The organism is Megamonas sp. (genome assembly GCF_986095205.1).
Genome location: NZ_CFQVBI010000064.1, coordinates 1 through 20,564, shown reverse-complemented (window position 1 = coordinate 20,564; position 20,564 = coordinate 1). Strand labels below are relative to the sequence as shown.

At 32.3% G+C, this 20,564-nt stretch carries 21 protein-coding genes; 13 read left to right on the top strand and 8 right to left on the bottom strand.

All coding sequences use genetic code 11. The annotated features are described in order from the left end of the window. Positions 1-97 precede the first annotated feature (97 nt). Positions 98-1,207 (bottom strand): hypothetical protein, encoded by a 1,110-nt coding sequence (locus AC5LAX_RS08860; RefSeq protein ID WP_117585725.1) that lies wholly within the window; start codon positions 1,205-1,207, stop codon positions 98-100. Positions 1,208-1,721: 514 nt separating this feature from the next. Between AC5LAX_RS08860 and trpE the strand changes: the two genes are divergently transcribed. The 6 genes from trpE to trpA are packed head-to-tail and all read left to right on the top strand — an operon-like array spanning position 1,722 to position 8,170. Continuing rightward, positions 1,722-3,227 (top strand): anthranilate synthase component I, encoded by a 1,506-nt coding sequence (trpE, locus tag AC5LAX_RS08855; RefSeq protein ID WP_117585726.1) that lies wholly within the window; start codon positions 1,722-1,724, stop codon positions 3,225-3,227. Next, entirely contained in the window at positions 3,208-3,819 is a 612-nt protein-coding gene (locus tag AC5LAX_RS08850; protein WP_117585727.1) for an anthranilate synthase component II, read from the top strand. Before trpE ends, AC5LAX_RS08850 begins: the two co-directional genes overlap by 20 nt. Continuing rightward, positions 3,785-4,798 (top strand): anthranilate phosphoribosyltransferase, encoded by a 1,014-nt coding sequence (gene trpD, locus AC5LAX_RS08845; RefSeq protein ID WP_117585728.1) that lies wholly within the window; start codon positions 3,785-3,787, stop codon positions 4,796-4,798. The genes AC5LAX_RS08850 and trpD overlap by 35 nt, the downstream gene beginning before the upstream one ends. Then, complete coding sequence (trpCF, locus tag AC5LAX_RS08840; RefSeq protein WP_117585729.1) at positions 4,799-6,196, top strand: bifunctional indole-3-glycerol-phosphate synthase TrpC/phosphoribosylanthranilate isomerase TrpF; 1,398 nt, start codon at positions 4,799-4,801, stop codon at positions 6,194-6,196. Between the two features lie 2 nt (positions 6,197-6,198). Then, entirely contained in the window at positions 6,199-7,401 is a 1,203-nt protein-coding gene (gene trpB, locus AC5LAX_RS08835) for a tryptophan synthase subunit beta (RefSeq protein ID WP_117585730.1), read from the top strand. After that, positions 7,394-8,170, top strand: a complete 777-nt coding sequence (trpA, locus tag AC5LAX_RS08830) for a tryptophan synthase subunit alpha (protein ID WP_117585731.1) — start codon at positions 7,394-7,396, stop codon at positions 8,168-8,170. The genes trpB and trpA overlap by 8 nt, the downstream gene beginning before the upstream one ends. Before the next feature lie 56 nt (positions 8,171-8,226). Here the strand turns inward: trpA and AC5LAX_RS08825 are convergent, their stop codons facing one another. The 4 genes from AC5LAX_RS08825 to AC5LAX_RS08810 are packed head-to-tail and all read right to left on the bottom strand — an operon-like array spanning position 8,227 to position 10,911. Next, positions 8,227-8,751, bottom strand: a complete 525-nt coding sequence (locus AC5LAX_RS08825; RefSeq protein WP_008539285.1) for a 2-oxoacid:acceptor oxidoreductase family protein — start codon at positions 8,749-8,751, stop codon at positions 8,227-8,229. After that, positions 8,748-9,572, bottom strand: a complete 825-nt coding sequence (locus AC5LAX_RS08820; RefSeq protein WP_288909485.1) for a 2-oxoacid:ferredoxin oxidoreductase subunit beta — start codon at positions 9,570-9,572, stop codon at positions 8,748-8,750. Before AC5LAX_RS08820 ends, AC5LAX_RS08825 begins: the two co-directional genes overlap by 4 nt. After that, positions 9,572-10,714: a 2-oxoacid:acceptor oxidoreductase subunit alpha gene (locus tag AC5LAX_RS08815; RefSeq protein ID WP_288909486.1), complete on the bottom strand. Its 1,143-nt coding sequence runs from the start codon at positions 10,712-10,714 to the stop codon at positions 9,572-9,574. The genes AC5LAX_RS08820 and AC5LAX_RS08815 overlap by 1 nt, the downstream gene beginning before the upstream one ends. Then, a complete protein-coding gene (locus AC5LAX_RS08810; RefSeq protein WP_008539288.1) occupies positions 10,714-10,911 on the bottom strand; it encodes a 4Fe-4S binding protein in 198 nt (65 codons plus the stop codon). Before AC5LAX_RS08810 ends, AC5LAX_RS08815 begins: the two co-directional genes overlap by 1 nt. Before the next feature lie 283 nt (positions 10,912-11,194). Here AC5LAX_RS08810 and rbr point away from each other — a divergent pair, with 283 nt between their 5' ends. Continuing rightward, complete coding sequence (gene rbr, locus AC5LAX_RS08805) at positions 11,195-11,728, top strand: rubrerythrin (protein ID WP_018999935.1); 534 nt, start codon at positions 11,195-11,197, stop codon at positions 11,726-11,728. Between the two features lie 62 nt (positions 11,729-11,790). Here rbr and AC5LAX_RS08800 read toward each other — a convergent pair whose 3' ends face one another. Next, entirely contained in the window at positions 11,791-12,132 is a 342-nt protein-coding gene (locus AC5LAX_RS08800; RefSeq protein ID WP_008539292.1) for a hypothetical protein, read from the bottom strand. Between the two features lie 209 nt (positions 12,133-12,341). Here AC5LAX_RS08800 and AC5LAX_RS08795 point away from each other — a divergent pair, with 209 nt between their 5' ends. Beyond that, the gene (locus AC5LAX_RS08795) at positions 12,342-14,249 is read left to right on the top strand and encodes a sigma 54-interacting transcriptional regulator (RefSeq protein WP_288909487.1); all 1,908 of its coding nucleotides are present in this window, start codon (positions 12,342-12,344) and stop codon (positions 14,247-14,249) included. A 31-nt stretch (positions 14,250-14,280) separates the two neighbouring features. On the opposite strand, the gene AC5LAX_RS08790 is transcribed toward AC5LAX_RS08795, so the two are convergent. Together AC5LAX_RS08790 and AC5LAX_RS08785 are read right to left on the bottom strand one after the other, a co-directional pair. Continuing rightward, positions 14,281-15,075: a Cof-type HAD-IIB family hydrolase gene (locus AC5LAX_RS08790; RefSeq protein WP_288909488.1), complete on the bottom strand. Its 795-nt coding sequence runs from the start codon at positions 15,073-15,075 to the stop codon at positions 14,281-14,283. Further along, complete coding sequence (locus AC5LAX_RS08785) at positions 15,072-15,854, bottom strand: DeoR/GlpR family DNA-binding transcription regulator (protein ID WP_117585784.1); 783 nt, start codon at positions 15,852-15,854, stop codon at positions 15,072-15,074. The genes AC5LAX_RS08790 and AC5LAX_RS08785 overlap by 4 nt, the downstream gene beginning before the upstream one ends. Before the next feature lie 142 nt (positions 15,855-15,996). On the opposite strand from AC5LAX_RS08785, the gene AC5LAX_RS08780 reads away from it, so the two are divergent. From AC5LAX_RS08780 to AC5LAX_RS08760, 5 genes are all read left to right on the top strand, one after another. Next, positions 15,997-16,881 carry a DMT family transporter gene (locus AC5LAX_RS08780; RefSeq protein WP_288909489.1) on the top strand — a complete coding sequence of 295 codons (885 nt, stop codon included), beginning with the start codon at positions 15,997-15,999 and terminating at the stop codon, positions 16,879-16,881. A gap of 98 nt (positions 16,882-16,979) precedes the next feature. Then, a complete protein-coding gene (gene thiM, locus AC5LAX_RS08775) occupies positions 16,980-17,801 on the top strand; it encodes a hydroxyethylthiazole kinase (protein ID WP_117585782.1) in 822 nt (273 codons plus the stop codon). Positions 17,802-17,806: 5 nt separating this feature from the next. Next, entirely contained in the window at positions 17,807-18,595 is a 789-nt protein-coding gene (gene thiD / locus AC5LAX_RS08770; RefSeq protein ID WP_018999940.1) for a bifunctional hydroxymethylpyrimidine kinase/phosphomethylpyrimidine kinase, read from the top strand. Positions 18,596-18,673: 78 nt separating this feature from the next. Next, positions 18,674-19,855: an MFS transporter gene (locus tag AC5LAX_RS08765; RefSeq protein ID WP_117585781.1), complete on the top strand. Its 1,182-nt coding sequence runs from the start codon at positions 18,674-18,676 to the stop codon at positions 19,853-19,855. Between the two features lie 83 nt (positions 19,856-19,938). After that, a complete protein-coding gene (locus AC5LAX_RS08760) occupies positions 19,939-20,334 on the top strand; it encodes a YbaN family protein (protein WP_117585780.1) in 396 nt (131 codons plus the stop codon). Positions 20,335-20,564: the final 230 nt, after the last annotated feature.

Below are 20,564 nucleotides of genomic sequence, written 5' to 3'. Positions count from 1 at the left end.
GATATAGTAAGACCTGCTATTTTAGTAGGCAAGTATCGTTTGTATCCAAGAATCCCCTGCATTTAGGCATGGGGAGTATGTCAAGCGAAGTATAAAATTAATCGACTGTAGGCATAAATAAAGCAGGCATATTATTAATCGTATCAGTAACTTTCTGCTCTGTTTCCATAGCTTTTCGATGTAGTCGTTCAGCCTTAGCTAAATCTTTTGGTTTATTATCTTGAATACCGATAGCATAAGCTTTCCATGCTTGAATAGTATATGTCGTACTTTCCATGCGCAATTCATGTAAATGGCGAGCGCCTGTAGGTATTTGATAACTTTGTAGATAATTATACCAATCTTGATATGTTGGCACTATTTTATTATCAATAAAAGATTTTAACAATGCTCTTTGACTTGATGAAGGATTATTTTTGAAGTTTTCAGCTAAAACTATAAATTCGCTTTGTAATTGCTTGAATTGAGCATTATTTCTATCTAAATCGGCTTTAGTATTAGTCAAATACGTATTTATATCTTGACGATAAAGATTAGATATCATAGTTAGATAATCTTGATAATTCGTAACTTCGCTGACTTGCCAAATGCCTTCTTCATTTTTGACTAATTTTAATTTTAAATCAAAATTAGTATCTGTGTATTTATCTGCAACTAAAATTGTTGCCATAACTGAATTATCATCAATAGTTTCTATGGATTTTATCTCTTTGAAACTTATATTGAACAACAAAGAGCGATTGATTAATTCTGTATAATCGATACCTAATTGACGACCTTTAAGCATAGAATCATAATTGAATCGTTGCCAATTTCCAGTTTGAATATATTTATCAATGCTTTGAATTGTACCATCAATAATGATGGGTTCAATGAGGGCATAGAATGTTTGATAAATACTATGTTCTTTTTCCGTATAGATTTTGTCGTTGATAAATATATCATTAGTCAAAATCTTATAATTTGGTGGTAATAAAGTTTTTAAATCTACGTATTTATGAATAGTGTCAATATCACGATGTTCAAAGGCTGTTTGCAATTCTTCTAAAGCATATTCAGGAGAATTAGTGCGTTGGTAATAGTAATAACCTCCTATAATCGATAAAATTAATAATACTAATAAAACTACAAAACAAGCAAATAAATTTTGTATGCGACGTTGTCTTCTTCGTTTAGCAACGGTTCGTTGCCATTTATCATCATTCATGATTAATTTACTCCAGGGTGAAAATTTGTATAATTATTATACCATAAAACAATATCGGTGGTTATTGCTTTTATTTTATAGTGTAAAGTTTACAATTTAATATTGACAAAAAATAATTGATGTGTAATAATATGAGCAAATCAATTCAAAAATTTAATACTTGCCTTAATGAAACCTATGAGGTGGAGATAAAAATATGAAATGCACTTACAGAGAGTAGGGGAGCTGAGAGCCTATAGTACGCAGCATATTAAATGGACCACTGAGGGTGCAGTCAACAGATTAGGGATAATCTTAGTATTCTGCAACGCGACACAAGCGTTAACTGTGAGGGATATGTTAGTATCCTGCAAAGAGGAGCATTTGCTCAAACAAGGTGGTACCGCGAGTAGAGTATAATATATAATTTTAGTGATTTAATTATATAGAAATATAGATACCCGTCCTTGATATTATTTTCAAGGACGGGTATTTTTATTTGATTACAAATAGATTTATAAAGGAGGATTAGAATATGTACAAACCGACTCTGGCAGAATTAGAAGCAATAAAAACAGAATATAAAATAGTGCCAGTGAGTAAAGAAATATTTGCTGACCTTACAACACCGATTAAAGTGTTGAAAATCTTGAAAAATATCAGTGATAATGTGTATTTATTTGAAAGTGTGGAGAATACACATCATTGGGGCAGATATTCTTTCTTAGGTTTTAATCCTTCTTTAGAGATTAGTTGTAAAAATCATTTATTGAAGATAAAAAAAGCTAGCGATAATGAAGTACAAGAAATTAAGACAGATAATCCAAATATAGAGATTAGAGAGATTTTAAAAGCATATAAAAGCCCTAAATTTGAATATTTACCGTTATTTACTGGTGGATTGGTCGGATATTTTGCTTATGAATATTTGCGTTATCAAGAAAGTAAATTGGACTTTGTAGATGAAACAGTAAATAAAGATGAAGTTTCTTTCAATGATGTGGATTTAATGTTATTTGATAAGGTAATAGCTTTTGACCATTATACGAAAAAGATAATTTTAATTGTGAATATAAAAACTGATGATTTAGAAGCTAATTATGCTAAAGCTATTGATGATTTAGAAAAATTAGCAAAACTCATTATCTATGGCAAAGAAAAAGAAATACCTTCAGGAAAATTATTATCTGATTTTAAACGAGAGTTTACTAAAGATGAATATATAGATGTAGTGAAGAAGACACAGCATTATATCAAAGAAGGCGATATTTTTCAGGCTGTCATCTCCAATCGCATAGAAGCAGATTTTTCAGGAAGTCTATTAAATGCTTATCGTATATTAAGAACGATAAATCCTTCGCCATATATGTTTTATCTAAGCTCCAAGCAAATAGAGTTGACAGGGGCTTCACCAGAAACATTGATAAAATTAGAGGATAAAGAATTAAAGACTTTTCCGATAGCTGGCACGATGCCAAGAGGTAAAGATGGACGAGAAGATGATTTATTAAAAATAAGATTGTTAAGTGATGAAAAAGAATTGGCAGAACATAATATGCTAGTGGATTTGGGCAGAAATGATATCGGTAAAATCAGTAAATTCAATTCAGTAACAGTAGAAAATATGCATAAAGTAGAGTTTTTCTCGCATGTGATGCATATAACGACTACTGTAAGAGGGAAAATCAAAGATGATTGTGATGCTTTAGATGCTATCGTAGCTACTTTGCCAGCAGGAACATTATCTGGTGCGCCAAAAATACGAGCTATGGAAATCATTCATGAATTAGAGAAAAGCCCAAGAGGTATTTATGGTGGTGCTGTGGGATATATCGATTTTGCAGGCAATATGGATATGTGCATAGGTATAAGAATGGCAGTGGCAAAACAAGGTAAAGTATTTGTTCGTTCAGGTGGCGGAATAGTCAAAGATAGCATACCTGAAAATGAATACCAAGAAACGATAAATAAAGCTCAATCAATGATAGATGCAATCACAAAAGCACAGGAGGTGGAAACATATGATTTTGTTAGTAGATAATTATGATAGTTTTGTGTACAACTTATATCAATTAATCGGCTCAATAAATCCAGAGATAAAAGTTATTCGCAATGATGAAATAAATATAGAGCAAATAAAAAAACTAAATCCAAGTCATATTGTGCTATCTCCAGGGCCAGGAAAACCCAGTGAAGCTGGAATTTGCAGTGAAATCGTGAAAGCTTTTGAAGGTGAGATACCGATTTTAGGGATTTGTTTAGGTCATCAAGTCATAGCTGAAGTTTTTGAAAGTGTTGTAAGTTATGCTAAAGAAGTAGTTCATGGCAAAGCTTTTAAATTAAAGATAATGGAAAATTCACCTTTATTTAAGGGTATAGATAAAGAATTTATGGGAGCAAGATACCATTCTTTAGCGATTAAAAGAGAAACTTTAGGCGAAGATTTAAAGATAATAGCAACTACTGATGATGGTGAAATTATGGCGATAGAGCATAGAAGATATCCTATTTATGGATTGCAATTTCATCCTGAATCGATTTTAAGTGATAATGGCAAGAAATTAATTCAAAATTTTCTGGATATAAGAGGTGGTCAAAATGATAAAACAAGCAATTCATCAATTGAGCAATAAACAAGATTTAACAACAGAGCAGGCTATAGTTTCCATGCAAGAAATCATGAGTGGAACAGCGAGCAATATTCAAATTGCTAGTTTTTTGACTGCTTTGCGATTAAAGGGCGAAACAATAGATGAAATAACAGCTTTTGCTCAAGTCATGAGAGAAAAAGCTCAAAGCATAGATTATAAAGATGATTTATTTGAAATAGTCGGCACAGGTGGAGACGAAGCAAATACATTTAATATTTCAACTACAGCAGGATTTGTAATTTCAGCTAGCGGTATAAAGGTAGCTAAACATGGTAATCGCAGTGTATCTAGTAAATGCGGTGCAGCTGATTGTTTAGAAGCTTTAGGCACTAAATTAGAATTAGATGCTAAGCAGAATGAAAAGATGCTAGATGAAATAGGTATGTGTTTTATGTTTGCTCCGAAGTACCACAGCTCTATGAAATATGCTAGTCCTGTTAGACGTGAACTAGGAATTAGAACAGTATTCAACATCTTAGGGCCACTTGCTAATCCTGCAAATGCTAATCGACAATTGATGGGCGTTTATCAAGAAGAATTAGTAGAGCCATTAGCGAAAGTATTATCTAATCTCGGTGTAAAAAGAGGTGCTGTTGTCTATGGTTATGATGGTTTAGATGAAATAACAGCTTGTAATAAAACGCTTGTATGTGAAATCAAAGATAAAAAATTAAAGACATATACTTTAGACCCTAGAGATTATGGCATGGAATATGCAAATTCAGCTGAATTAGTTGGCGGAGATAAAAATGAAAATGCTCAAATTACAAGGGATATTTTAGCAGGAACTTTGGGGGCAAAACGCAATGCAGTATTATTAAATGCTGGCATGAGTATTTATTTAGCAAAAGATGGTTTATCTATACAAGATGGCATTAATATAGCCAAAGATACGATAGATACAGGCAAAGCTAAATATCAGATGGAACGATTTATCAAATATTCAAATGAGGTATGTTAAATGATTTTAGATGAAATTGTGAAGAAACGAAAAATCAATATAGCTAAACAAAAACAGATAAAATCATTGGCTATGCTAAAACAAGAAGCAGAAGCTTTGCCTCGAAATAGAGATTTTCCTTTGGAAAAAGCATTGACAAAGCAAGATATAAATTTTATCTGTGAAGTGAAAAAAGCATCACCATCAAAAGGAATTATAGCTCAAGATTTTCCTTATTTAACTATCGCTAAAGAATATGAATTAGCAGGAGCAAGTGCTATTTCTGTACTTACAGAGCCAGATTATTTTTTAGGTGAAGATAAATATTTACAAGAAATCGCTCAAAATGTCAGTATTCCTGTATTGTGTAAGGATTTTATCATTGATGAATATCAGATTTATAAAGCGAAAATTTTAGGAGCTTCAGCGATTTTATTGATTTGTGCGATTTTAGATGATGAAACACTTAGAAGATTTTTTACCTTAGCTGAAAAATTAGGGCTATCCTGTTTAGTGGAAGCTCATGATGAAAATGAGATAAAAAGAGCCTTGAAAGTACAAGCGAGAATTATCGGTGTGAATAATCGTAATTTAAAAGATTTTACTGTAGATGTAGAAAATAGTTTAAAATTAAGGTCTTTAGTGCCTGAAAATGTGATTTTCGTTTCTGAAAGTGGCATAAAAACTAAAGAAGATATAGAAAAATTAAGAGTTCATCAAGTGCAAGCCGTGCTTATCGGTGAAACTTTTATGAGGGCTAAAGATAAAGTTTTAGCACTTAATGAATTATATGGAAAGAAGATAAGCTCTAAAGTAAAATTTTGTGGCATGAAAACTAGAGAAGATATAGCTATTATAAATAGATATACTCCAGATTATGTGGGATTTATATTTGCTGAAAGTAAACGACAAGTAAGTATGCAAACAGCGAATGATTTAGCTAAAATTTTAGATGAAAAAATTAAAAAAGTCGGTGTCTTTGTCAATGCTTCGCTAGCACAAATTGAAGAGATAGCTCAGAAAGTTCCTTTAGATATCATTCAATTACATGGGGATGAGGACAATGAATTTATCAAAGCATTGAAAAATAAACTCGATTTACCGATTTGGCAAGCGATAAAAGTAAAAGATATTGTTGATATAGAAAGAGCTAAACAAAGTATTGCCGATATGATTTTATTTGATGCTTATGTAAAAGATAGTGCTGGTGGCACAGGAAAGAGTTTTAATTGGGATTTGCTTAAGGATTTTACAGGTGAATTTATCTTGGCTGGTGGTATAAATAAGCAAAATATCATTAGAGCGATAAGAACGATAAGACCGTATATAGTAGATATCAGCAGTGGTATAGAAAAAGATAATCATAAAGATGAAAATGAAGTTAAGACGATAAGTGAACTTTTGCGAAAGGTAGGATAAATATGAACGTAAATAAGATAAATAAAAAAGGTCGTTTTGGTAAATATGGCGGACAATATATGCCAGAGACTTTAATGAATGCAGTAAATCAATTAGAAGAAGCGTATTTAAAATATAAAGATGATCCTGATTTTGTCAGAGAATTAGAGGATTTACAGCGAAAATATACAGGTAGACCATCACTTTTATATTTTGCAGAAAAAATGACAAATGATTTAGGTGGAGCAAAGATTTATTTAAAACGAGAAGACTTAAATCATACAGGCTCTCATAAAATCAATAATGTTTTGGGGCAGATTTTATTGGCAAAACGCATGGGAAAAACTCGTGTAATTGCAGAAACAGGTGCAGGTCAACATGGCGTAGCTACAGCAACAGTGGCAGCACTTATGAATATGGAATGTGAAATCTTCATGGGCGAAGAAGATACGAAACGACAAGCATTAAATGTTTATCGCATGGAATTATTAGGAGCAAAAGTACATAGTGTTACTAAAGGAACAAGAACACTAAAAGACGCAGTAAATGAAGCTTTACGCGAATGGACTTCAAGAATTGATGATACACATTATGTTTTAGGCTCTGTTATGGGACCACATCCATTTCCAACTATTGTGCGTGATTTTCAGTCTATCATCAGCAGAGAAGCTCGTGAACAGATATTAGACATGGAAAAGAGATTGCCAGATGTAGTCATGGCTTGCGTTGGTGGCGGTAGCAATGCTATGGGTATGTTTTATAATTTTATTCCTGATAAACAAGTGAGATTGATTGGTTGTGAAGCAGCCGGAAAAGGTCTTGATACAGAAGAACATGCAGCTACTATTTCTAAAGGTACAGAAGGTATTTTCCATGGTATGAAATCCTATTTTTGTCAGGATAAATATGGTCAGATTGCTCCTGTATATTCTATTTCAGCAGGTTTAGATTATCCAGGTATTGGGCCAGAACATGCTTATTTACATGATAGTGGTAGAGCTGAATATGTAGCGATTACAGATGATGAAGCAGTTGATGCGTTTGAATATTTATCAAGAACAGAAGGAATTATCCCAGCGATTGAAAGTGCTCATGCTATAGCACAAGTGATGAAAATTGCACCGAAAATGAAAAAAGATGAAATCATCATTGTTTGTTTATCTGGTAGAGGAGATAAAGATGTAGCAGCTATGGCGAGATATAGAGGAGTGAAAATCAATGATTAAAATAGAAGAAGCATTTAAAAATAAAAAAGCATTTATTCCCTTTGTATTAGCAGGTTATCCAAATTTAGAAGCTACAGAAAAATTCATTATAAAGATGGCAGAAGCTGGAGCTGATTTGATAGAAATAGGGATTCCTTTTTCTGACCCAGTGGCAGAAGGAACAGTCATTCAAGCAGCTAGTAAAGTGGCTTTAAGTGGCAATATGACGACAAATGATATTTTTGATATGGCTGAAAAATTAAAGGGAAAGGTGAATATTCCGCTTGTATTTATGACTTATATAAATCCTATATTCGTTTATGGCAAAGACAAATTTTTTGCTAGATGTAAACAATGTAATATTAGTGGTGTTATTGTGGCAGATTTGCCTTTTGAAGAAAAAGATGAAATTTTAGCCCAAGCTAATGAAAATGATATAGAAGTAATATCTTTGATAGCACCTACTTCAGAAAATCGCATAGGTATGATAGCTAATGAAGCACAGGGCTTTATCTATTGCGTATCTTCTTTAGGTGTAACAGGTATTAGGAAAGAAATAAAAACAGATATACAAAGTATTGTAGATACTATTCGCAAATATACAGATAAACCAGTAGCTGTAGGTTTTGGTATATCAACACCACAGCAAGCATATGATATGGCTAAAATTGCTGATGGTGTCATTGTAGGCAGTGCTGTTATTCGTATTATTGATAAATATGGTAAAGAGGCTACACCATATTTAGTTGACTATGTAAAATCTATGAAAGAAGCTATCTCAAAAGCATAATTAAAAATAATTTGTATAATAACAAAAACTCCCTTTAATTAAAGGGAGTTTTTATTTTAAACAGCATTGTAACCGAGTTCTAATGCCTGCATATTTTTATCAACTGTATGTGGTGGTACGCGATGTGCCACAGATTGTTTTACTGTTTCAAGCGAAACAATGCCAGAGAGTTTAACCATGATGCCAAGTGCAACTATATTGGCAAATAACAATTTGCCGAGTTTTTCTGAAGCCATTTTAGTGATTGGCACTTTAATAATATGTGGAAAATCTGGCGCATTTGGTACAAGGTCTTCATCAACGATTAATAAGCCATTGTCTTTGTCTAAATCGCCATAATATTTGTCAGCTGCTTGTTGTGTCATAGCAAGTACGATATCTGGATTTATAACTTTAGGATGATAAATCGGATTATCGGAAATAATTACTTCTGCTTTAGAAGCACCACCACGTGCTTCTGGGCCATAAGATTGAGATTGAACAGCTTGTTTGCCTTCACTTACAGCAGCTTCAGCAAAGATAATTGCTGCTGTGATAACGCCCTGACCGCCTGAACCGGATAAACGGAGTTGTTTCATCATTTTTCAACACCTCCAGCTATTTCAATAACTTTATCATAGGCATGGTCATAATCAATAGATTGATGTTGATGTAATAGACCAATTGGGAATTTGCCTACTTTTTTATCATCAGCTAATTTATCAAAAGCTGGCTTCATAACTGCATTATCACGCATCCACATCATCATCTGTGCAGGATCTGCCATTTTATTTTTACGACCGAAAGCTGTTGGACATTGTACTATAGCTTCAATCAAGGAGAAGCCTTTATTTTCAATACCATCAGCTATCATATTGATCAAATGTGGTACATGATAAGCTGTGCTTCTTGCCACATATGTAGCACCTGCTGCTGCTGCCAAATTGCATGGGTCAAATGGATTATCAACGCAACCATATGGAGCAGTTGTCGCTTTTTTATCAAGCGGAGTAGTAGGTGATGCCTGACCACCTGTCATACCGTAAATATTGTTGTTGAATAATACGACAGTTAAATCTACATTACGTCTTGCACCATGAATAAAGTGATTGCCACCGATAGCCATACAATCGCCATCACCTGTGATTACAATTACATTGAGTTCAGGTCTAGCAAGTTTTATACCTGTTGCAAATGGAATAGCTCTACCATGAGCTGTATGAAGTGTATCAAAATCCATATAACCAGATGCACGTGAAGAGCAACCAATACCGGATACGATTACTGTTTTATCTGGATCGAGATTTTTCTTGACGATAGCTTCTACAATTGCTTTCATTACAATACCATTACCGCAACCAGGGCACCATAAATGCGGAAGGCGGTTTTGACGGAAATGTTGTTCATAAACTCTAGGTTTCATTAATTATTGCCTCCTTCGCACATTTTAATAATAGCTGTTTCAATTTCAGCTGGAGTGAAAATCTGTGTATCGTATTTGCCTAAGAATTCTACTTTGCATTTGCCTTCACTTGCACGTTGTACTTCATGTACAAGTTGTCCATAGTTAAGTTCTGGGACTAAAATAGCATCAACTTTGTCTGCTAAATCTGCAATAACTTTATCGGCAAATGGCCAAATTGTGATAAGACGTACCATGCCGACTTTATAACCTTTTTTGCGAGCTTCAAGCATAGCTTCATACGCTGTACGAGCTGTACCGCCATAGCTCACAATTGCATATTGCGCATTTTCCATATTATATGCTTCATAATGACAAATTTCATCACGAGCAATATCTATTTTTTTATGCAATCTATCAATGACTTCTTTAGTAACCATTGGGCTACCTGATGGGAAGCCTGTTTCATCATGAATAAGACCAGTTACATGGATATGATATCCTTTACCAAAGTCAGCAATATTTGGCACTAAGTCAGTGTCAGGAGTATAGGCTTTATATTCTGGTGATGGTGCCATCTTTGGTTGACGACGAGGATAAATTTCTATATCGTCTTTCTCAGGAACATCTATGTTTTCACGCAAATGACCTACAATTTCATCCATCAATAAAATAACTGGTGTACGGAAGCGTTCTGCATAATTTACCGCCATAACAGTAACATCAAAAGTTTCACGCACACTCCATGGAGAAAGCGCAATGATGGAATGGTCGCCATGTGTTCCCCAACGTGCCTGCATGATATCGCCTTGTGCAGGAGATGTTGGTTGTCCAGTTGATGGACCAACACGTTGTACATTGGCAATAACTACTGGAATTTCAGCAGCACAAGCATAACCGATTAATTCCTGTTTTAAAGAAAAGCCAGGACCAGAAGTGGCTGTTAATACTTTATCACCAGCAAGAGAAGCGCCTAAAACAGCACCCATACTAGCGATTTCATCCTCCATTTGAACGAATTTACCGCCCATTTTAGGCAATAATTTAGCCATTGTTTCAGCGATTTCTGTAGATGGTGTAATTGGATAACCTGCAAAAAAGCGCACACCAGCAGCTAAAGCACCATAACTGCACGCTTCATTGCCTTGCATTAATTTAATCATTAATTTTCCTCCTTATCTACAAAAATAGCATAATCTGGGCAACGTAATTCACATTGTCCACAACCTATACAAGCATCAGCATTGACAATCTGACAGTGATTTAATACATCTAATTGCAAAACTTTTTTTGGACAAAAAGCCACGCAAATACCGCAGCCTTTGCACCTTTGTGTTTTCAAGTAAATAATGTTCTTCAAAATTACACTCCTAAACTTTTAAATATATACATAAAATAAACATAAATATTAGTAACAATAAATTTGTTATTTGCTACATTCAATATCAGTCATGACATCTATTATATAACAAAAAAGTGTAAATGTGTAAATGTATACAATATATATTTTAAAACAAATTATATTTAAATATATGAAAATATCTTGACTATCAAGAAAAATAGTATATAATATTAATTAATAATAATTATTTTTTAGTTAGATTTAAAAAGTAAGAGAGTAAATTGGAAAGGAAGCGATTTGAATGGAATTAAAAGGCAGTAAAACAGAACAAAACTTATGGGCGGCATTTGCTGGTGAATCTCAGGCACGTAATAAATATACGTACTATGCTTCTAAAGCAAAAAAAGATGGTTATGTTCAGATTGCTAAAATTTTTGAAGAAACAGCTGCAAATGAAAAAGAACATGCTAAAATTTGGTTTAAATTAGTAGATAAAATTGGTACTACTGAAGAAAACTTAAAAGCAGCAGCTGCTGGTGAACATGAAGAATGGACTTCTATGTATCCAGAATTCGCAAAAGTAGCACGTGAAGAAGGTTTCACTCGCATTGCTAACCTCTTTGAAATGGTTGCTAAAATTGAACAAGAACATGATGCTCGTTACAATTTATTATTAGCAAATATTCAAGAAGATAAAGTTTTCAAACGCAATGAAAAAATGATTTGGATGTGTTCAAACTGTGGTCATGTATATGAAGGTACAGAAGCTCCAGAAATTTGTCCTGTATGTGCTCATCCAAAAGCATTCTTTGAAATTAAAGCAAACAATTATTAATTCGGTTATAAAAAAGGCTAGTTAGATTATATCTAACTAGCCTTTTTATTTTATATTTTATTTTAACCGAATATATAAGCAACTACTGTATATAAGAATAAAAGTAAAATAATACCCATAAAGAAAATCTGTGCCTTATAGAGCCATTCTCTAACATTATCAGACACTTTTGCATGACGATTTGCATACATAATTACTAAAGCAATTTCTAAAACTAAGTAAGTAGCAAAGCTTATTGGAGCTAAAATTAAACTTTCCCACATAGTTACTAATAATAAGAAGTTAATGACGATTAATAGGATTAACCAAATATCTTTACCGTACTTTTTCTGTTCTTTAGGTGCATTTTGTTGTTCTTTTGTTTTAGTAATTTTATTACTAATTCGTTTACTCATTCTAGCCATAGAAAAAACCATCCTCAACATTTTAATTTATGAATAAAGTATAACAAATATAATTTTAGCTCACAAGTTAACAAATAAACAATATTTTTTGTACAAATGTTATTGTTTTTTTAGAAAATAATTGATAGTTTGTTACACACTTGTTAAAATAGTTAGTATCTTAAAGATTTTAGGCGACAAACTTTACAGAATAGAGGTTTATAAATATTATGATTAGAGAACATCGAAATCGAGAAAAATTAATAAATTATTACAAAATTTTTATAAATAAGGGTATAACTGACCCTAATGTACATCCATGGATAAAAGAATCATGGGAATTATCTAAGCAATATCAAGTAAATCCTAAAAAAATTCCAGCAACTGCTAGATTATCAGCATATGAATTGGCTCAATTACAAAGCAAACACAGTGATGCTATTGAGTATTTAGATAATTTTATCGACAGTATTGTAGACTTTTTACATGAATATAATCTATGTTTAACTATCATGGATTCAGAATGTACTGTACTGAAAAAATATGCCAATCCAACATCAAGACTTATTGATAGATTGGAAGGCGTAAGCTTAACTACGAAAAACGTAGGTACACTTAGTTGCAATATTGTAAAAGAACATAAAGTACCATTTTGGGTATTTGGCCCAGAAATTTGGCTTGAAGAATTACATGAAATGAATAGTGGTTCTGTGCCAATTATGGTCAATGGGGAATTAACATATATCGTGTCTTTAACTGTAATGGAATATGAAAAAATTCCTCAAGATGTAGTTTTAGCATTATTATTTACATTAAAAACTGCTTTAGAATTAAATATTAGACAATCTTTGAATATTAAAGCTCAAAAAGCTATTTTAGATGCAGCGCCATTTGCTGTATATCATATTATGTCTGAAGATAAAATTGTTTATGCAAATCGCATGGGTGAAGAACGTTTATCCGCTATTAATGCTATAAATGAAAATAAAGAAACAGCTCATTTAAAAGATATTGTATTAAATTATACACATACTCCTATTTATGATGGTTTCCAAGGTATTTCTTGCTATAATCGTGAAACTACATGGATTACTAATAATAAAACTTATGAAGATATCACTACTGTTGTGCCATTGAAAAATTCTGAAGATGATGAAGACGTACAAAGTGTAGTTACAGTATCTATGCCAATTGAAGATTTACGTACTTTAGTAGCTCATGCTTCTGGTTATACAGCAAAATATAGCTTATCTTCTATGGTAGGAGAAAGCAAAGCTTTTATACAGATGAAAGAGCGTGCTTATCGTGTAGCTCGTAATAAAAATCATATTTTATTACAAGGTGAAGCGGGTATTGGTAAGCAGCGTTTAGCACATGGTATTCATATGGCTAGTATGCGTATGGCAGGACCGTTGATTTCTATAAATTGCGCAGATTCTACACCAGAATTATTGGAACAAGATATCTTTGGGGCAGCTACAGATTCTGATGTTAGTCATCCAGGTAAATTAGAATTAGCAAGTAAGGGTACTTTATTCATTGATGAAATTGAAAAATTACCAAGCTCTATTGCTAAAATGTTAGCTAAAGCTTTATCCGAAAAGAAAACTCATCGTATCGGTGAAAGCTTAGAACGCAGTATTGATGTACGTATTATTGCTGCAAGTGATGCAAATTTAAGACGTTTGACTGAAAAAGGTCAATTCGATGAAAAATTATTTAATATAATTTCTCGCAGTATTATACGTGTGCCATCACTTCGTTCTCGTAGAGATGATATTCCGATGTTATCTATTAACATCATTGAAGAATTATCTAAACAACATCAAATGGAGTCAAAAGTTTTATTACCAGAGTCTTTAGAAGTGTTGAGAACTTATGATTGGCCAGGAAATATCAAACAATTGCAAAGCGTATTAGAATATTCATTCTTCAATACAAGTGGACATGAAATCTATCCTACAGATATTAATTTAATGGGTAGCGTAAAACCAGATAATAAATGGAAAACAGATAAAGAAATATTCCTCAAAGCATGGAAAGCAGCTGGCGGAAACGTAAGCCGTTTATCTAACCTCTTGAGTGTAAGTCGTGTTACTTTATATCGTTATATTAAAAAATATGGATTGGAAAAATAAAAAAAAGCTTGGCTATCGCCAAGCTTTTTTATTATATAAATTTATTAATAACATATGCTATACCATCTTCATCGCAATCTTTAGTAATGAATTGAGCAATATTTTTCACATCATCAATAGCGTTTTCCATAGCAACACCTAAACCAGCATATTCAATCATAGCTAAATCATTATCACCATCACCACAAGCCATGATTTCGCTTTTGTCTATTTGTAGATATTGAGCTAATTTACTTAATCCTACTGCCTTATCAATACCAGGAGGTGTTATATCCATAGTATATCCTGTATTTTGTTGTAGACCAATTCTATCTTTGAATATATCAGCTAATTCATCTTGAATTTCTTGGATTTTTCCATTTAAGTTACAAACAACTAATTGCGTAACATTTTCTGTATATTTTTCAAAATCCTCGCCGACCTCTACTATATTTAATCCTTTTGTAGTTTTATAAGCAGGGAACATATCCATATCTACATAGCGAACATAAATTGTATCGCCAATATACCAACGAATATACCAATTTTTTTGATAACAAATAGATATTAATTCAGTTATAGTATCTTTAGAAAAATGAGCTTCATAGATGCTTTTTCCTGTATTTAAATCTTTAACAACACCACCATTACAAGATACTACAGGGCAATTCATATTTAATTGTTTAGCAAAATAAGAAGCAGATGCAGGCATACGACCAGTGGCTATAGTTACATAAATACCCTTATCCATAGCTTTTTTTATGGCTAAAGCATTTTTTTCAGGAACAAGTTTTTGTCGATTGAGTAAGGTACCATCCATGTCTAAGGCAATGAGTTTTATAGTCATAAAATATTTTCTCCTTTAACTTTATCATTGAAATCCCAAAATAGTGAACAATTAGCTTTAGCTAATGCTGTAACTATGGCTTTTGGTGGCATTTTTGTAGTCAAAACAATATCTACATCACTTAATTTACCAAATTTATAAGCAGGCTGTAGCAGAAATTTACCAGAATCTGCAAGTACACAAGTAAGTGTAGAATTTTTGGCAATCAAATGCTTGATAGCAGCATCTTCATTTTCAAAGGTGTAAAAGCCATCTTCAGTAATGCTAGCAGCACCTAAAAAGGCGATATCAAAACGGATATTATCAAGTGTGGCTAATGTTTCACTGCCATAGAAATAGCGATTAACAGGATTGAGTTTGCCACCTAATAAGTGTAAATCTAAAGAAGCGTTATCTTTTAATTGTTCAATGATATCAATGGAATTACTATATATAGTAGATTTTTCTTTGATGTATTTGCACATATATTGAACTGTTGTCGATGTATCTAAATAGCAAATAGCATTTTTTTTGATATATGATGAAGCTACTTTGCCTAATAAATCTTTATTGGAGTTTTTTAAATTTGCTCGTTCTTTGAAGCTTTGACGAAGTTGCACTGTAGGTAAGGTGATACCACCATGTGTGCGTAAAGCGATTTTTTGTTCTACTAAACAGATGATATCGCGTCTGGCTGTATCTCGAGATATATTGAATGTAGACATGATTTCTTGTTTAGATAGACTTTTTTTCTTGCGTAATAAATTCATGATTTGATATAAACGTTCTTCTTGATACATATAATCACCACAATTTCTTAGCTCGTTAAGTTAATTTTAAGCAAGTATAAGCATTATGTCAATTTGATATTTAATCTGTAATTTAGGTAAAATAATGAGAAGAAGGCTTTTATAATTTTGAATTTATAAAGGAGTTGATGTAGTGAATAGTGTTGTTTGTATTACTAGTGCGGGCATTTTATGGGGAATTATTGCTATTTTCATCAGTTTATTAAAGGATTTAGGTTTTAATTCGTTGCAATGTGTAGCGATAAGAGTATTCTTTTCAGCTTTATGTTTAGTTATTTATTTAAGTATTTTTGATAGAAGTAAATTAAAAATTGAATTTAGGGATATAATTTATTTTTTAGGTACAGGTATTTTGAGTATTATCTTTTTTAATTATTGTTATTTTGAAGCTATTGAAGTCATTGGTGGTGTGGCAGTTCCTGCACTTTTATTGTATATGGCACCTATATTTGTGATGATAATGTCCTTTTTCTTTTTTTATGAAAAATTTAATAAACAAAAAATATTAGCTTTAATCGTGACTATTATCGGTTTATGTTTTATTACAGGAGCATTTTCTCAAGAAGTGACTTTGAGTGGCAAGGCTATATTATTAGGTTTAGGTGCAGGTTTTGGTTATGCGTTATATAGTATTTTTAGCAAGATGATAATAGACAAATATGAAGCAGTAACTATTATTACGTATACTTTTGTAGTGGCAGCTATCGGAAGTATTCCTTTGTCTAGAATTATATATCATGTAAATGAGCTTTTGAATTTGCAAGCTATTATAGCGACAATTGGATTGGCTATTTTTTGTACAGTAATGCCATTTTTACTCTATACTACGGGGTTAAAAAAATTAGAGGCAGGAAAAGCTTCAATATTAGCTACGATTGAACCTATTGTATCAGCTATAGTGGGATTGATATTTTTTCAGGAAGTATTTGATTTAACGAAGATATTAGGTATGATATGCATTATTTCGGCAATATTAATACTTAATTTAAATTTAGTAAAAGCTAAATCTATAAATTAAGTTAATTTTAATGGAGTCAAGTTAAACAAAAAGCTTTTTCATTGCAGGCATTTTGTGAATATTGTAGAATGAAAATAATAAAAAGGAGGCTGATTATTTTGTTGAAAGAATGTTTAGAGAATGTGCGTAAAAATTCTCCATTAATACATAATATTACTAATTATGTTACTGTAAATGATTGTGCAAATATTTTATTAGCTTGTGGAGCATCACCTATTATGGCTGATGATATTAATGAAGTAGAAGAAATCACCAGCATTTGTAATGGTTTAAATATAAATATTGGTACGCTGAATTCAAGAACAATTAATTCTATGCATAAAGCAGGTTGGATGGCTAATAGATTAAGTCATGCAGTTTTATTAGACCCTGTAGGTGTAGGAGCGTCAGAACTTCGCACTCGCACTGCTGTTGAATTAGTAAAAAATATAAAATTTGATGTAATTCGCGGTAATATTTCTGAAATAAAAACTTTAGCAAATGGCAGTGGTTCAACTCGTGGTGTAGATGCTGATATAAGAGATAGCATTACTGAAGAAAATTTAACAGAATATGTAAAATTTGCTAAGCAATTATCTAAAAATATGGATGCTATTATTGCTATTAGTGGTGTTATTGATATTGTGGCTGATAGTAAAGATGCTTATGTGATTTACAATGGTCATAAAATCATGAGTAAAATTACAGGTAGTGGCTGTATGTTATCAGCATTTACTACAGCTTATTTAGCAGCAAATAAAGATAATAAATTGATGGCTACAGTAGCAGCTTTTTGTGCTATGGGTGTAGCAGGTGAAATCGCTCAAAAACGCATGGGCGAATTAGATGGCAATGCAAGCTTTAGAAATTATTTAATTGATGCTATTTATAATATGACTGGTGAACAGTTAGAAGCTATGGCTAAATATGAAAAGAGATGATAGAGATGAATGAAATGAAAAAAGTTTTGACAATAGCAGGTTCAGATTGTAGTGGTGGAGCAGGTATTCAAGCAGATATAAAGACAATTACTGCTCATAAAATGTATGCAATGAGTGCAATTACAGCTCTTACAGCTCAAAATACAACTGGTGTGTACGGCATTTTAGATGCAGGGGCTGACTTTGTTGGCAGACAATTGGATTGTATTTTCCAGGATATTTATCCTGATGCAGTCAAAATCGGTATGGTAGCAAATAAAGAAATCATTGAGATGATTGCTCATAAATTAGTAGAATATAAAGCTAAAAATATCGTTGCTGACCCAGTAATGGTTTCTACAGCTGGTAGTCGTTTGATGGAAGAAGATGCAGCAAATACTTTGATTGAAAAATTATTGCCATTAGCTACAGTGATTACACCAAATCTAGCAGAAGCAGAAGTTTTATGTGGCTTTGCTATCAAGACAAAAGAAGATTGCATAAAAGCAGCACAGACTATTTCACAAAAGATACCGACAGCTATTTTAATTAAAGGTGGTCATTTGGAAGATACAGCAGATGATTTGCTTTGGGACCATGGAGAAATTCATTGGTTTGAAGGTAAACGCATAGACAATCCAAATACTCATGGTACAGGCTGTACTTTATCATCAGCGATTGCTTCTAATTTAGCTGCTGGTCATGATTTAGTAACAAGTATTAAAAATGCTAAAGATTATATCACAGGAGCATTAAAAGCTAATTTAGATTTAGGAAAAGGCAGTGGACCTTTAAATCATATGTATAATTTATAAATAAAAAAAATCGCCTTAGTCTAAGGCGATTTTTATTTTAAAGATTTAATCTAAGATGAAAGGAGTAAAATATTTTTCATGGATAAAAGTAAATTAAATTACCAGAAAAATTTGTTACTGATAATAGTTGTACTATTTTGGTTTGCCCAATATGTATATGTGCCTTTTCAAACACCGTATTTATCAACTATGCAGGTTTCTTCTAGTATGATTGGTATAATCATAGGCATATATGGTTTTTCACAGATGGTGTTGAGAATGCCCATTGGCATCATGGCAGATAAAAATGGTCGTCATAAATTATTTATCATCTTAGGAGTTACAGCTTCAGCACTAGCTTCTGTATTTCGCATTATTTTAGAACCGCAAACAGGTTTTTTAGTGGGAAATATATTATCTGGTTTTGCTTCAGCTATGTGGATTTCTTTCATGGTTTTATATGCTAGTTATTTCACTTGTGAAAATCTACAGAGAGCAATGGGCCTTATCATGGCTGCTAATAATATAGGCGTTTTAGGTGGTTTTGTTTTAAGTACCTTGAGCTATAATCATTTAGGTATGAATTTTTTATGTTTATTGAGTATCTGTAGTGGTGTGCCAGCGATATTATTATCTTTTGGCATTAAAGAGCAAAAGATAAAGACAGGAAAAATAGTGCCGAAAACATCAGATTTAATAAAAGTTTATGCAGATAAAAGATTGATTTTCTTTTCTATATTGGCATTAGTTCAACAAGGTATCTTAATGGCTACTTGTATGAGTTTTACAACGCAGATTGCTCATGAAATAAATGCGAGTGCATTTCAAATTGGTCTATTATCCATCGTATATATTATTGTAGCAGTATTGGCTTCTTATTTTTCAGCAAGTAATTTTGCTAGACGATTGGGTTCATCACTTTGGATACCTTTTATTTTATTCGTTTTAGCTATATATTGCTTTGCTGTACCTAATATTTTCTCACCTAATTTATTGATTGCAATTCAAATATTAGCGGGATTATCTACAGGGATTGTTTTTTCTTTTTGCACTTCAGAAGCAATGAAGAATGTTCCTATCGAAAAACGTTCTACAGCTATGGGATATTATCAGGCTATTTATGCAGTGGGAATGACAATAGTTCCAATGATAGCTGGTAATATCGCAGAAATATATAATCTAAATATAGCTTTTTATCTTGAAGGTATTATAGCTGTAATAGCTACTGTGGCAAGTATGATTTATTTTAAATACGATAATAGAAAAACAATTAAAGGATAATTGCTAGATAATAGAAGATAATTCCAGTATATTATGATATAATTTTATTGAAAATTGTTATCATTTCTTTGATGAGGTGCAAAGTGGAATTATCAAATAAAATTCTGATACGATATTTTTGGATAAGTTTAGGTTTTATAAGCTTTATATTGGGAACTATTGGAATCGTATTGCCATTATTACCAACGGTACCTTTTTATTTGTTAACGCTATATTGTTTTTCTAAAGGTTCACAGAGATTACATCAATGGTTTAAGCAAACTGATTTATATAAAAAACATTTGGCAGATTTTGTGCAAAAGCGAACAATGAGTATAAAGGCAAAATTCAAAGTGCTTTTTATGGTAACAGTAATAATGAGCATAGGTTATTATTTTATGCCAGCTGAATTCTTTTGGGTACAATATGTGATGCTTACCGTTTGGATAATACATACTATTTATTTATTTTGGGGCATAAAAACAGAAAAATATAGATGAAAATAAAAATAAGAGGCTAAAATTAGCCTCTTATTTTGCTTTAGCTAAGATAAATACTGTACTTAAAATCAATACTGCTCCCATAAGTTCGATAGAGGAGAAATTGACATACTCCCCATGCCTAAATGCAGGGGATTCTTGGATAAAAACGATACTTGCCTACTAAAATAGCAGGTCTTACTATATCTCTCCAAAGAAGGTTGATGCCCCAACCTTCCATATATTTATAG